The 13299-nt window shown below is 64.2% G+C and carries 9 protein-coding genes and 1 pseudogene; 2 read left to right on the plus strand and 8 right to left on the minus strand.

Features of this window, described 5'->3' with window-relative positions:
• Positions 1 to 74 precede the first annotated feature (74 nt).
• The 5 genes from plsB to AC5P7A_RS11815 all read right to left on the minus strand — a co-directional run bounded on the left by plsB (position 75) and on the right by AC5P7A_RS11815 (position 6666).
• Positions 75 to 2711 carry a glycerol-3-phosphate 1-O-acyltransferase PlsB gene (gene plsB, locus AC5P7A_RS11795; protein WP_032962379.1) on the minus strand — a complete coding sequence of 879 codons (2637 nt, stop codon included), beginning with the start codon at positions 2709 to 2711 and terminating at the stop codon, positions 75 to 77.
• The gene (locus AC5P7A_RS11800; RefSeq protein ID WP_014645453.1) at positions 2711 to 3664 is read right to left on the minus strand and encodes a hypothetical protein; all 954 of its coding nucleotides are present in this window, start codon (positions 3662 to 3664) and stop codon (positions 2711 to 2713) included. The genes plsB and AC5P7A_RS11800 overlap by 1 nt, the downstream gene beginning before the upstream one ends.
• A 316-nt stretch (positions 3665 to 3980) precedes the next feature.
• Positions 3981 to 4802, minus strand: coding sequence for a S1 family peptidase (locus AC5P7A_RS11805; protein WP_032962376.1), 822 nt, complete (start codon positions 4800 to 4802; stop codon positions 3981 to 3983).
• Between the two features lie 218 nt (positions 4803 to 5020).
• Positions 5021 to 5746, minus strand: coding sequence for an orotidine-5'-phosphate decarboxylase (pyrF, locus tag AC5P7A_RS11810; RefSeq protein ID WP_032962374.1), 726 nt, complete (start codon positions 5744 to 5746; stop codon positions 5021 to 5023).
• Positions 5743 to 6666, minus strand: a complete 924-nt coding sequence (locus tag AC5P7A_RS11815; RefSeq protein ID WP_014645450.1) for a 5'-nucleotidase, lipoprotein e(P4) family — start codon at positions 6664 to 6666, stop codon at positions 5743 to 5745. The genes pyrF and AC5P7A_RS11815 overlap by 4 nt, the downstream gene beginning before the upstream one ends.
• A 101-nt stretch (positions 6667 to 6767) precedes the next feature.
• On the opposite strand from AC5P7A_RS11815, the gene AC5P7A_RS11820 reads away from it, so the two are divergent.
• The gene (locus AC5P7A_RS11820; protein ID WP_445978593.1) at positions 6768 to 7418 is read left to right on the plus strand and encodes a YceH family protein; all 651 of its coding nucleotides are present in this window, start codon (positions 6768 to 6770) and stop codon (positions 7416 to 7418) included.
• A gap of 131 nt (positions 7419 to 7549) precedes the next feature.
• On the opposite strand, the gene AC5P7A_RS11825 is transcribed toward AC5P7A_RS11820, so the two are convergent.
• A complete protein-coding gene (locus AC5P7A_RS11825) occupies positions 7550 to 8074 on the minus strand; it encodes a GNAT family N-acetyltransferase (RefSeq protein ID WP_014645448.1) in 525 nt (174 codons plus the stop codon).
• Between the two features lie 240 nt (positions 8075 to 8314).
• On the opposite strand from AC5P7A_RS11825, the pseudogene AC5P7A_RS11830 reads away from it, so the two are divergent.
• Positions 8315 to 8718: pseudogene (locus AC5P7A_RS11830) on the plus strand (transposase); the annotation flags it as partial.
• Between the two features lie 123 nt (positions 8719 to 8841).
• Here AC5P7A_RS11830 and AC5P7A_RS11835 read toward each other — a convergent pair.
• Both AC5P7A_RS11835 and AC5P7A_RS11840 read right to left on the minus strand, forming a co-directional pair.
• The gene (locus AC5P7A_RS11835) at positions 8842 to 9408 is read right to left on the minus strand and encodes a DUF4304 domain-containing protein (RefSeq protein WP_080052954.1); all 567 of its coding nucleotides are present in this window, start codon (positions 9406 to 9408) and stop codon (positions 8842 to 8844) included.
• Positions 9405 to 13286, minus strand: a complete 3882-nt coding sequence (locus AC5P7A_RS11840) for an RHS repeat domain-containing protein (RefSeq protein ID WP_495220160.1) — start codon at positions 13284 to 13286, stop codon at positions 9405 to 9407. The genes AC5P7A_RS11835 and AC5P7A_RS11840 overlap by 4 nt, the downstream gene beginning before the upstream one ends.
• Positions 13287 to 13299 lie beyond the last annotated feature (13 nt).

Genomic DNA, 13299 nt, shown 5'->3' on the forward strand with positions numbered 1-13299 from the left:
GACCTACTGCTTCGCCCCGGTAGATGCCAACCTTGGTTGGCATGTCGTTCGCCGGGCAGGACCCGGCGCTGCCTTCAATCCTGCGGCGCAGGCTCGTCCGGGCGGGCCGCTTCCGGGCTGACCCGTTCGATGGTGTGGCGCAGCTCACGGCCCAGGATGAACTTGGCATCCTTGGCCCAGGCATCCAGGCGCTCGTCGAACAGCAGCTTGCTGTTCTCGTCCGGCCACACCAGGCGCAGTTCGCGCAGCTTCTGGATGAAGCCACGGAACAGGGACTTGTCGAAGAACTCCGGCGCGGCCGGCGCATAGAGCAGGCTCAGCCGCTGCGCGGCCTGCTGGCACAGGCTTTCCAGCTCGGCAGCGCCGAGCACGCCGGGGCCGTTCTTCACCAGCACCGAGATGGCAATGTAATAGCGCTCGAACGCCTGCTGCAGCGAATGGCCGATCGCGCGCAGGCGGAACACCTCGTCGGTCTGCCCGGTATTGCGCGCCAGGATGCCGCCGTCGTCATCGTTGACGTTCTGCAGCAGGCCCTCGCGCACGAACACATCGATGGTCCGGTCGATTCGCTGGGCGAACTCGTCCTCGCTCCACGGCAGGAACAGCTCGGCCTGGAGGAACGGGTACACCGTACGGCCCAGCTGGACCAGGCCGGTGCGGCTCATGCGGCGGTTGTTCTGGAAGCAGCAGGCCACCCACGACGAGGCGGTGAACAGGTGCACCACGTTGTTGCGGAAGTAGCTCAGCAGCACTGCGGTGTCGCCACTGACGCTGAGCACATCGCCCAGCGGGTGCTTGATGCGGGTGAGGACGTTGATTTCCTCGGCGTGGGCGATGATCCGCTCCGGCGAGTGCGGCGTCACCGTCACCCGGTCCGAGTACGGCATCTCCACCAGCAGGGTCTTGCACAGTTCGATCTGCGCGATCAGGTCGGCCTCGCCCATCGCGTGCTTCGGCGTGGACAGCAGGGCCAGCGCCAGCAGGTTGATCGGGTTGACGTCGGCGGCGCCATTGATGCGCACCTGGATGCGTTCGGCCAGCGTGTCCACCGTGGTCGACAGCCAGGCCGGCTTTTCGTCCTCGGACACCGCCTCGCCCTTCCACTCCGGCGCCTTCTCGGCCAGCACGTCGTTCAGCGCGATCGGCTCGCCGAAGTTCACCACCACCTGGCCGTAGTTCTGCTTGAGCACCTTGGGGATGCCCCACAGCAGCGACCAGATCGATTCCTTTTCCTTCGGCCGGCCGGACAGTTCGTCCAGGTAGCTGCCGCCTTCCATCAGCTTCTCGTAGCCGATGTAGATGGGCTGGAACAGCACCGGCTTGCGCGGCTGGCGCAGGAACGCGCGCAGCGTCATCGAGATCATGCCGCCCTTGGGCTGCAGCAGCCGGCCGGTACGCGAGCGGCCGCCTTCGACGAAGTACTCCAGCGAGTAGCCGCCGGCCACCAGCTGCGCGACGTATTCGCTGAGCACCGCCGAGTACAGCGCGTTGCCACGGATCGAGCGGCGGATGAAGAATGCACCGCCCTTGCGCAGCAGGGTGCCGACCACCGGCAGGTTCAGGTTGATGCCGGCCACGATGTGCGGCGGCACGATGCCACGGTCGTACAGCAGGTAGGACAGCAGCAGGTAGTCCATGTGGCTGCGGTGGCTGGGCACGTAGACCACTTCGTGCCCCGGCGCGGCGGCCTTGAACTTGTCCAGGTGGTGCACCAGCACGCCCGCATAGATGCGGTTCCACACGTGGCTGAGCATGAAGCTGGCCGAGCGCACTACCGGGCTGGAATAGTCCGCAGCGATTTCCCAGGCGTAGGCGTGTGCCTTCTTCCAGGCATCGGCCGGCTTTGAGTTGTCGCGCTTGGCCTGTGCGGCGATCGCTTCGCGTACCGGCTCGGCGGCCAGCACCTGGTCCACCAGCAGGCGCCGGGTCGACAGGTCGGGGCCGATCACCGATTCACGGATGCGTCGGAAGTGCGTACGCAGCACGCGCTGCAGCTTGCGCACCGTGCGCTCCGGCTCCAGGCCTTCATCCACGGTGTTGCGCAGGGAGATCGGCGGGGCGAAGCGGACGATGGTGCTGCGGCCGTTGAGCAGCACCGCCAGCAGGCGACGGAAGCGGCCGACCAGTGCCCAGTTTTCCGAGAACAGCACCGCGAACCAACCGCTCTGCTTGTCCGGGGCGCGGCCGACGAAGATCGACACCGGCACCAGGTGCACGTCCAGGTCATCGCGCACGCGGTGCGCCTGCAGGACCTTGGCCAGCGAGTCGGAGTGGGTCTTGGCGCCGCGCTGCTCGGGAATCAGCGAGTTGCTGGAGCTGCGCCGCGACAGCGCCAGGTAGGCGCGCTTGCGGCCGGTCGGGTCACCGGCCAGCGGCACCAGCGGCGACGGCAGGCCGGCCTGGCGGCAGGCCTTGTCCAGGATCAGCGCGTTGGACAGGCCGTAGTCTTCCAGCACGTACATGACCGGGCGGCCATCGTTGTACTGGCCCGGGTCTTCCGGTTCGATCTTCAGCGACAGCCACGGCTCGACCAGGCGGCCGAGCAGGCGAGCCCACAGCGGGCGGCGGCCGGCCGGACGCGCGTGCGCGGGCGGCGGTACCGGGTTCGGGCCGGTACCGGTCGAGGGGGACGCCGGCACCGTATCGGCGGGCGTCGACTGGGATTCTTCGCCGGGGAACGGCAGCGGGTTCTGTTTCGACATCGGCGCCATTATGGCTTAGGCGGCGGCGTTGCCGCTTCCCCACCTTCGGCGGGGGCTTCAGCGGCTGCCGGCGACGCAGCCGCGCGGGCCGCGTCGGCCTTGCGCAGCAGCGCGTCGGTGTCGGCCAGGGTACGGGTCAGGTACCAGTGGCCCTCGCGCCGGCTCAGTGGCAGCTGCAGGCTCATCTCGCGGCCGGCCAGGTCGTAGTGCAGGCGTACCAGCGCATTGTCGCCTTCCACCGAGAGCAGCTCGCCCCGTACGCTGCGAAGCGCGTCATCCACGCCCAGCCCGTAGCTGCCAAGCACCGCCTTGAGGGTGTGGATGAACGGCGCCAGCTGCTGCAGGCTGCCCTCCATGCCAGCCGCCTGCAGGCCAGCCTCGTCATCGAAGCCGACCTTGCCGGCCGCGCCGACCAGCGCGGCGATGGTGCTGCGTGCACGGGCGCGGTCACTGATCGGCGCGCCCTGCGCCCAAACGGCAAGGGTTTCGACCAGGGCGATGTAATGGGCCTGCTGGCCGGGCGTGTAGCCCTTCTGATGGCGCAGGTACTGCACCCCGAAATTGCCCATCGACTGCGCGGCCTGGCGCACGGCGCTGGCCTGGCCGGCCAGCTGGCGGTCGAAGCTGCGCTGCAGTTCGGTGCTGGCATCGGGCTTGCGCAGCGCGGCCAGCATCGGCAGCAGCTGGTCCCCCAGCGGCAGCTCGGTCAGCGGCCACTGGCTGTGTCCCTCCGCCCAGGCCTGCTGCAGCCGCTGATACTGGCCTGGCGGTACCGACAGCTTTGCGTAGCCGACCAGATCATCCTCGGCCAGGCGCAACGCCATCGCCTGCACCGCAGCCACCGGCTCGGCCGCCGGCCTGGCCGGATCGTTCACAGACTCGCGGCATGCCGCAACGGCCAGCAGCAGCATCGCCGCCAGCCCCCATCCACGCGCAGACCTTCCTCGCACCGCCACGCTCATGCACTCGGACTCCCCTGACCGGCCCGCATCTTGCGGCCTGCGACGTGACAGCGGCAAGCCGTGCGGTCACGTTTCCAACCAAGGGGGTCAGATCCCTTCTGCCGGCAGGCAGAAGGGATCTGACCCCAGAACCACCAGCGGGATAAAAAAAGAGCCCGGATCACGGGGATCACAGGCTCTTCAAACCGGCACGGGGCCGGAGGACAGTGTTGTGGCACATGTCCGGTCCGAGGACCGGATGGCGGCGATCCTACGCTGCCCTTCAAGTTAAGGCAACACTTCACGTAATACCATGTATGTATTTGATTTTATTGAATCAATCGTGCTGCCAGACGGATTCAATGAAATCTACGGCGTGTTTTTCGGCGATTCGGGCATAAATCCCCGGATAGCCGGCCAGCGCGCAGCCCTCGCCCCAGCTGACGATGCCGAACTGGGTCCAGCCCTCACGCAGGCGCAGCAGCAGCGGCCCGCCGGAGTCCCCCTGGCAGCTGTCGATGCCCTCGCGGCCGGCGCAGATCACCTTGCCGCGCGACAGTTCCCCGCCGTAGGCCTGCTGGCATTCATCGAATGCCACGAACGGCACCTGCACGGTCTGCAGCTGGGTCGGGTAGACCCGGCCATCGCCGATGTCGGTGTCGCCCCAGCCGATCACGGTGAATTCGCGGCCCGGCTTGAGATAACTGGCGTCGGGCCGCAGCCGCAGCGCCACCGGCTGTGCACCGTCCAGGGGGGCGTTGAGCTGGATCAGGGCCACGTCGTGCTCCAGCGAGTTGCCGCTGTTGAATGCCGGATGGACGTGGATCGCCTTGACGTTGGAGGCGCGGGGCGAGGCTTCGGTGGACAGGGCCGCGGCGTTGCCGACGACGGCGATGCCGCCCGGCGCTTCCCCCTGCATGCAGTGCGCGGCGGTCAGCACCCACGAAGGCGAGATGAGGGTGCCCCCGCAGAAGTGGCGGTCATGATCCGAATCGCCGTCGAAGATGCCCTGGATGCTGACCATGAACGGGTACTCGCCAGCCGGCGCTGCTTCACCGCCGATGATGCGCGGTGCTTCGCGCACCTGTGGCGCAGCGAAGGCGGGTACGGCGGACGCGGCCAACAACAGGCCGATGAACAAAGAGGTGCTGCGATACATATCCCTGTACTCCTCTATCAATGGTTGGAACCGGCGCGGCCGCGGTCCGTGCCGGTGCATCGATTGGGAAGCAGGGATGAAGCCTGCAGCGCGAACGCGCGCACAGTTTCGGTGCAATGCGCTGCCTGCGACAGTCGCAGGCCAACAATTGCGAACGCCATCCCGCATGGATCGGAATGGCGTTCGTGGTGCCGGCGTGACCGGCGTCAGCGGTGGGCTCAGCGTGCAGCCAGAGCCGACGCGATTTCCTGCTGGATTGCCCGCGCAGCGGCCTGCGGATCAGCCGCCAGGCGGATCGGGCGTCCGACCACGATGGCGTCGGCGCCATCGGCGAAGGCCTGGGCCACGCCAACGGTGCGCTTCTGGTCATCGCCGACCGGACCACCGGGACGGATGCCCGGACAGACGATCGAGAACCCGCTACCGGTCGCGGCACGGATCGGTGCAGCCTCCTGGCCCGAGGCGATCACGCCATCGACGCCCGCTGCCTGGGCGGCCAACGCGCGTTCGACCACCACGTCCACCGGCTCGCGGTCGACGCCCATCTGCGCCAGATCGGCGCGCCCCATCGAGGTCAGCACGGTCACCGCCAGCAGGCGCATGTCGCTGCTGTTGGCGGCCGCGCAGGCCTCCATCATCGCCGGGTGCCAGCCATGGATGGTGGCGTAGCTGACCGGCCACTGCGACAGGCGCTTGATCACCGCCGCAGCGGTCGCCGGGATGTCGAAGAACTTCAGGTCGACGAACACGCGCTTGTCGCGGCGGGCCAGCTCATCCAGCACCTGGAAGTACTCGCCGGAGGCGAGCAGTTCCATGCCGATCTTGTAGAACGCCACGCTGTCACCAAGGCGATCGACCCAGTCCAGTGCCTGCACGCGATCAGGCACGTCCAGCGCGAAGATCAGGCGCTCATCGGCGCGCAACGGCAGCGGTGCGCGGCTCACGGGGCGTAGTCCAGGGCGGCGCGCTTGGCGTCGTGGCGGGCCTGGCGCGACTGGCTGTAGTCGTTGTTGAACTGCGCCGGCTCGAAGCCGCCGTAGGTCGGGTTCGGCAGCATCCACCAGCGCTCGCCGAACCAGTCGTGGTACTGCTGCAGCAGCGCGTCACGGCCGTCGTTGGTGTTGGCGGTCACTTCGACGAAGTCACCCAGCTGGTCGCCGAACTGCATCAGCACGCGGTACTTCTGCCCTGCCAGGCGGCGGCGGCAGTTCTTCTCGCTGCCGGCCTGCTCGCAGCCCGGCACCACCGTGCCCAGGCCAAGGAACACGCTGTCGTCGGCCACCGGCAGGCCCTGCTCGCGCAGGTTGGCCAGGGTCGCGTCCTTCAGGTGCACGGCGCGGTTGGAGATGTAGAGCAGGGTCACGCCCTTGGCATTGGCGGCCTTGGCGAAGTCGACCACGCCCGGGATCGCCTTGGCCTTCTTTTCGGCTACCCACTGGTCCCAGGTCAGTTCGTCATATTCCTTGCCGTCGCGCACCAGGCGCGCCTGGTAGGGCGAGTTGTCCAGCACGGTCTCGTCCACGTCCAGCACTACGGCCGGCTTCAGGCCCTTGGCGTCGTTGCCGCGCTCTTCCGGCACCAGCGCATCCCAGTGGGCTTCCTTCAACGCCGCATCCAGGTGGTCGGCGGCGGCGCGGTAGGTCTGCTCGGTGATCGCCCTGTACTCCTGCGCGCGCTGCATCCACAGGACTGCGTTGAGGTTGTCGTTGGCGGTGGCATCGAGCGCGCCGTCGGCCTTGGCGGCGGCAGCGGGCGCCTGCGGGGCCGTGGCTTCGGCGGCGGGCGCCTCCACGCGCTTGCAGGCGGACAGGCCCAGCGCCGCAGTGGCGAGCAGGGTCAGGGACAGGGAAACGGGACGACGCATGGATTCACCGGCAATCAGATATACCGGCGCATTTTACCGGCAAAGCCGGCCCCGGGACGGCTATGCTTGGCGGTTGACCCGTTGCCCTTCCGGAGGCCGCCATGACCGATTCCGCCCAGACCCCTGACGTCCCCCTGCTCGACGCCGTGCAGGCCCGCCTGCTGGGCTGCCTGGTGGAGAAGGAGGCGACCACCCCGGACACCTACCCGCTGACGGTCAACGCGGCCCAATCGGCGGCCAACCAGAAGACCGCGCGCGAGCCGGTGATGAACGTGGACGCTGGCAGCGTGCAGCACGCGCTGCGCCAGCTGGAGGCGTTGGGCCTGGCCCGCCAGCACTTCTCCTCGCGCGCCGATCGCTACGAACACCGCCTGCAGGCCGCGCTGGACCTGACCCGGCAGCAGACCGTGCTGCTGGCGCTGCTGCTGCTGCGCGGTCCACAGACGCTGGGCGAGCTGGTCACGCGCAGCGAGCGCCTGCACCGCTTCGCCGACACCGACGAAGCCCGCCATGCCATCGAGCGCCTGCAGCAGCGTGCCCTGCTGGTGGTGCTGCCGCGTGCCAGTGGCCAGCGCGAAGACCGCTACATGCACCTGCTGTGCGGTGAAGTGGATGGCGCGGCGCTGGCGGCGAAGTACGCCAGCAGCAGCGGCAGCAGCGATGCGGCCGAACCGGGCCTGGCCGAGCGCGTGGCCCAGCTGGAAGCGGCCGTGGCCGAGCTGCAGGCACAGCTGGCCGAACTGCGCGGTTGAGGCAATCTACTGGGGTCGGATCCCGCAAGGCGGGCTCTGACCCCAGTGCTATCCCGGGTTGCCGGCCAGCGGCCGGCACTACCGGATGTCCTGCCGATGCAGTGCAGACCAACTGTCGGCACCCACTATGATCAAACCTCGGCCGCGCCCGGCGTGGCATACAGCCGGCTCGGGCTGTCCACGCCCGGCAGCTGGATCACCCCGCGTTCCTGCATGCCCAGGCCCAGCAGGATCTTTCCGGACACCACGTTGTCCAGGTCGGTGATGCCATACAGATCGTGCAGGCCCAGCGCTCCGCGTGCATGCGCGAACACTGCCCGCGCCGCCTCGCCGGCATAGCCCTGCCCGGCAAATTCCGAAAGCACCGCATAGCCGATATCCGGCCCCGGCAGGCCATCCCGCCGCACCAGCCCGGCATTGCCCAGCCAGGCACCGTCGGACAAGCGCTCGATGGCATACATGCCGAACCCGTTCAACGCATAGCTGTGCAGCACCCGCAGCGCGATGTACTCCCGCGCCTGCGCCTCACTGCGCACATCACGGTCGCCGATGAAGCGCACGAAGCCCGGATCGTTCAACAACGCCAGCATCTGCACGGCATCACGCTCCGGATCGATCCGGCGCAGCCGCAGACGTTCGCTTTCAATCGGATGCACGCCCAGACCCTCCAACAGAAAGCCCGATTGTGCCCCAGCCCCCGGCTGTTGCTTTTGATTTTCTCTGCGTTGCCGCGGTAGGACGCGCCCGGAATCCTTCAGAGGCCGGGTGGGGCGGGTTCGCGGGGGTACCGGCGCCATGGATGGCGCGAAAGAGGATGCTCTGAACAACTACCCGGGTAGTGCCGGCCGCTGGCCGGCAACCCGAGAGACAATGCGGCTCATGTTGAGGAGCCATCCATGGCATTGCATGAGATCGCCTCGATGCGGTTGTTCGCCCGGCCCGGCGGTCCTGATGCGATTCCGGATGAAACCAAGATCCTCAATGTCCGTCGTCTGCTGGAGCTACACGGCCTGGCGGCGAAGATGCTTGAAGCGGTGAACGCGCACCTGCCCGAAAGGGCCAGAGCCTGCGCGCAGGCACGATCGTGGATCGCCTCCATCATCCACGGGGCAGCTCAACCAAGAACGCCGCAAGGGCGGGAGATTCTGAGATGCACGAGACCCGCAAGGGCAACCCGTGGTACTTCGACATGACGGTCCATATCGGTGTAGATGAGTTTTCAGGCCTGGTGCATCACGTGAAGTGTACTGCGGCCGATGTCGGTGACATGACGGTCACCCATGAGCTGCTGCATGGCAAATAAGACTGGGTGTTCGGCGACAGTGGCTATACCGCCGCAGACAGGCGTGCTGAGCAGCACGTATGGAATGTCGGGATTGTCCAGGCGGCTCTTATGTATTTCCTGCTCGACTTTACAGAACCTTCAACCGATATCACACCCAATCCTTCGTGCAACTTCCATGGATCTATCACTCCAGTCCCCACGCGCTTTCTCATGCACCTTACGAAGAATAGCGCATGCACTTTGAATGTCCCCGCCTTGGCATTTGAGGATCGCCAGATAGATCTTCGGCAGGGGGTAATTTCCATGTACGGCTTCCAAGAATGCCTCCATTGCCTCTTGAGTTCGCGACCTTTCCAAGAAAGGGAGAACATGTGTTCCCAGTGTCATGGCGACGTTCTTTGGAGTTTGGTCATCATTCAGAGGCCACCAGAGATCGTGATTGTTGACTATCTCTCCAACGCGAGCACGCACGATGCAAAAGGGCTCTTCCACAAATCCTTGAGGCTTGTAGCCCCATGCTTTCTCGAAGGCGTCGACTTGCAACACACCGGCATTAATCGTCGCAGTATCGCCAGACTTACCTACCTGAATATCAATAACCTCAACAATTGAATCAATCGTGCGATTCCAAAGTGCGCCCTTTCGGTTGAATCCAAGGGGTGCAAGGACCTCATCTGTGCGCGCAATGAGTTTCTTTATTGTCATGGCTTTTTAAATTTATCCGGGTCGTAATAGATGACTCGTGCACGCATGCCGAGCTGCTTTTCGTAATTTGCAGTTTGCCGAGCGCCCGCTGCCATACCAGAAGGTGTATTCGGCTTCAACTCGAGGATTCGACCATTCGGTGTGACTGCATCAGGTTTGTAGACCTTACCGTCAGCTCCAATCATTCGCGGCTCAGACTGCCAGCCAGGTTTCGCTGCAATCCTTTGGGCTAGAGCGGCGTGAGCTGCGCGTCCAGTTGCAGCGGCAGCATTCTCTCCGCCGCGCGTAGCCCGAACAGCAAGTGTACCCCCAGTGGCAGTGCCCGTCACACCAGCTGCGTCAGCCGCAACGTTCGCTGCAGTGGCGACTGTTCCTGGGTTAGCGAGGGCTATCATGCCAAGCTCCCACACGACGGGAGCTGCCATTGCAGCTGTTACGACGAATGCGGGTATGATAAAGCCAGGGTGATCGAAAGCCTTAGAATCCTTAGCAAATGTATCGCTAAATCTATCACACGATGGGCACCGGCCATCTGGGTCCCTGAATCTGTACGGATTGTTGTAGGCATAGACATAGCGGTTGAAATGCCGCATGTCTCCGTGATCCAGTGCTGTAACAGGATCAACCGACAGAAATCTACCAATGACGGGTTCGTAATAGCGCCGCCCCATGTAGATTAGGCCTGTATCTGAATCCGCAAGATGCCCTGAATAGCCCGGGATCTTTGCGCTAGGTGCAGCATCTACTTCACCATACGGCGACCAGAAGTGGCGCGTCAGCACAATACCGTTGGCGCCGCTGGTCGCCGTTAGGGTATTGAGTGCATCGTGATGAAGATAGGTGAGCGTGTTGCCCGTGGCGGAGCTGGTGCGAATGGCCAGCAACCGCTTGCCGAGGTAGATGTAGTCGGAGGTTTCCTCGCCCTCGGTGGATTCGATCAGCTCCCCGCCCACCAAGTACTGCCAAGTGTGGTCTAGATTTCCGACCGAAAGATCCGGCAGACCTACATCGCCTCCAGGGATGGACACCTCCCAGTCGTGGGCAACATTTATCAACTCCTTGCCTGAGATGGGCGGGGCAGTGGGTACTGAAGAATGTGCACGCCGTCCTGCTCCATCGTAGAAGTACTTCTGCACATCTCCCACTGAACGGAGCTGGCCGCCTATATCGTAGGTGAGCGCCTGACCGTTACGCGTCACCAGATTGCCCGCAGAATCGTAAGAGAAGCCAGAGACGCCATTGCCACCGGGGTCCCGCAGCAACTCCAGGCGATTGCGGGCGTCGTAGTGGAACGTACGCTCCCGCTTTCCCGGCAACCGCATCGAGACGATGTTGTCCAGCGTGTCATAGCCGAACGTGTATTGCCCACTGCCACCATAGGCTGGAGCACTGGCTTGAATCAGCCGGTCGAGGCGGTCGTAGCCCAGGCTGATCGTCCCGGAGTCGCCGCGCACGCCATCGCGGATCTGGGTGATGTTTCCTGCTGCGTCATAGCTATACTTCAGATCGATCACACCACCGTCGACGATACGGTCGGTCAACTGTCGCGCGTTCTCGATTACGCCACGTACGACGCCGTTGCCGTAGGTCAGCGCGGTGGTTTCGCCACTGGGGGCGTAGGCGACGTTGCTGGCGAGCACGGCGCCGGTGCCATCTTGCAGCTGTACGGGCTGGCCCAAGGCGTTCAAGGACTGCCGGACGGAGTAGCCATCGGGATAGTCCGTACGGATGTGTTGCCCCATAGGGTCGTAGCCAAATGCCAGGGACCGGGCGCTAGCGCTACCCACCACACGGCTCTGACTTGTCACCGCCCCGAGTGAGTTGTAGGTACGAGTGGTGACAACCGCAATCCGATCCTGATTAAAGACCTTTTCGATCTTCAATTGGCCAGTCGGGGTGTACTCAAGCTGTTGATCCCCAAGACCATCGGGATATACAACAGCCTGCAGACGATTGCTGGCGTCGTAGTCACGCGAAACACGGCGAGAAGCAATCTGGGGCGCGTCGCGATTGCATTCCGTCACGCTGGGCAAATCCAGCCCGGTTGCGCTCCAGGAGAGATTCCCCGCCGCGTCGTAGCCAAATACGCTCGACCCAGTCTCAGGTTCGATGACCTTGCACAGCCGGAGGTTGTCGTCGTAGACGTATCTCCGGGCAACCGTCGGGGCCGGATTGTCTGGATTGACGGGCACGACAGGAGCGGCCTTGGCGGTGGCAACTGCCGTGGCAACCGCGTCGCCGGTGACCGAGAGCGTAAAGCGGCTCGTTCCGGCACCGATTGGCACAACAACGGAGCCGCTGGCTCCACTGCCTACCACCGAGCCGCCATCACGCTTTAGCTCCGCGCGCGAATCCGTGGCCGACCAGACCAAGGTGATGTTGCAGGTCTGGGCATCCGATGCAATCTGGCACGTGGCCGGAGTTGCGGAAAGCGTGCCACTGGGCGCCTCAGGCACTACAACTGATCCGGAGCCGTCAAGGGTGTTGTTGGGTTGTCCAACGGGGGAAATTCCATGGACATAGATCGGTTGCCCAGCCTGCAGGCGGCGCTGCTCGTTGCTCATCTGAAGCGAGAAGCGATGATTGCCTCCAGCCTTGCAGGACGTAGCCACGGCCGGCTCACTCGCCAAGTCGGCCTTGCCGGTCAGGAAGATCGTCCCACCACTGCCGGCGGCTCCACCGGTGTAGGCATGAATGTCAATCGACGAATCAATGCCCGTCGAGCACGCCCAGCCTCGAATCTGACCGTCGCTGGTGACACCATCGATGTTGCCGATTACCTTGGACGGCGGCCCGTTGACCGTGACCTGAACATTGTCGCTTTCCCGACCAAACCATTCTTTGCCCTCTTCCAGCAACCGCCATTGGAAGCTGTAGACACCTGGCAATGAAGGAGCTACCACGTCGAATTCAAAGAACGCAGGCAGCTGTGGACTGACGTCATTCGGCATTGGAACCCGCGCCCTGCCCCAGCGGACATTGTCATTGGGATTCCAGGACCCCAATGCATAGCCCGCCGACGCCGACCACGTCGTGTTACCCGTGTTGGTGAACTTCAGCTTGACTCGATAGGTCCGCCCGGTCTCCATGCTGGTCGGGACCTCTTGCTCATACATGACGCCGCGATTGAGCTTTCCGGTCGTCTCAAAGATCTGCTCGCTGCTGGTGCTACCGAAGCGAGCACCATTCCGGTTCATTTGCCATTGGAGCGTTGTCGGTCCGTTTTCACTGGCCGCTACTCCGCTGAACGCAAACGTTGCTGTGCCACCAGGAGCCACGTCGTGGGGTACGGCAACCTCGGCAATTCCGAGTTTCGTGGCGCCGGAAACGTAGCGCTCGGCCTGACCCAGTCGATAGCCTTCCCCTGCTCGCCACGTTGTGTTGCCCGTGTTCCGGAAGGTGACAGTACCGCTGAACGGGGTTCCTCTATCGGCCGAATTAGGCCAGCTTGCGGAAACGTACTCCGCGCCGTCAAATGGGGTTGGCGGTGCCGCCACCGTGATCGTGATCGTGGGTGAGATCAGCTGTCTGTAAGACTCATTGCCGTTGAAGTTGCGCACGCCAAATGCCTTGTAGACATACTGATACGTACCCGCCGACAGGCCGTTCTCGGTATAGGTCCCGTTCGGAAGTCGGGAGATCACTTGGCCATTGCGCGTGAGCTGTATGTCTTCCAGATACTCAGCTTTGGGGCCAGTGCTTGTGACGCCACTTTTGAGCTGCAACTGATAGGTTGCTGGTGCCGTGTAGGAGATTTGGGCTGGCCCAGTGAGTTCAATCCAAGCGTCAGCGTGTGCCACCTGGCACAGGAAGATGATCATCAGCCCCAGCAGAACCGCCGCGGCCATGCGCAGTTTTTCAGTGTTCACGAATGCCATCCTTGACGTGGTT

The organism is Stenotrophomonas sp. YJH_SMC_65 (assembly GCF_059369475.1).

What these genes read in the sequence shown, in the direction of transcription:
- plsB (WP_032962379.1), bottom strand. Translation starts at nt 2,711, where the DNA reads ATGGCGCCGATGTCGAAACAGAACCCGCTGCCGTTCCCCGGCGAAGAA.
- AC5P7A_RS11800 (WP_014645453.1), bottom strand. Translation starts at nt 3,664, where the DNA reads ATGAGCGTGGCGGTGCGAGGAAGGTCTGCGCGTGGATGGGGGCTGGCG.
- AC5P7A_RS11805 (WP_032962376.1), bottom strand. Translation starts at nt 4,802, where the DNA reads ATGTATCGCAGCACCTCTTTGTTCATCGGCCTGTTGTTGGCCGCGTCC.
- AC5P7A_RS11815 (WP_014645450.1), bottom strand. Translation starts at nt 6,666, where the DNA reads ATGCGTCGTCCCGTTTCCCTGTCCCTGACCCTGCTCGCCACTGCGGCG.
- AC5P7A_RS11820 (WP_445978593.1), top strand. Translation starts at nt 6,768, where the DNA reads ATGACCGATTCCGCCCAGACCCCTGACGTCCCCCTGCTCGACGCCGTG.
- AC5P7A_RS11835 (WP_080052954.1), bottom strand. Translation starts at nt 9,408, where the DNA reads ATGACAATAAAGAAACTCATTGCGCGCACAGATGAGGTCCTTGCACCC.
- AC5P7A_RS11840 (WP_495220160.1), bottom strand. Translation starts at nt 13,286, where the DNA reads ATGGCATTCGTGAACACTGAAAAACTGCGCATGGCCGCGGCGGTTCTG.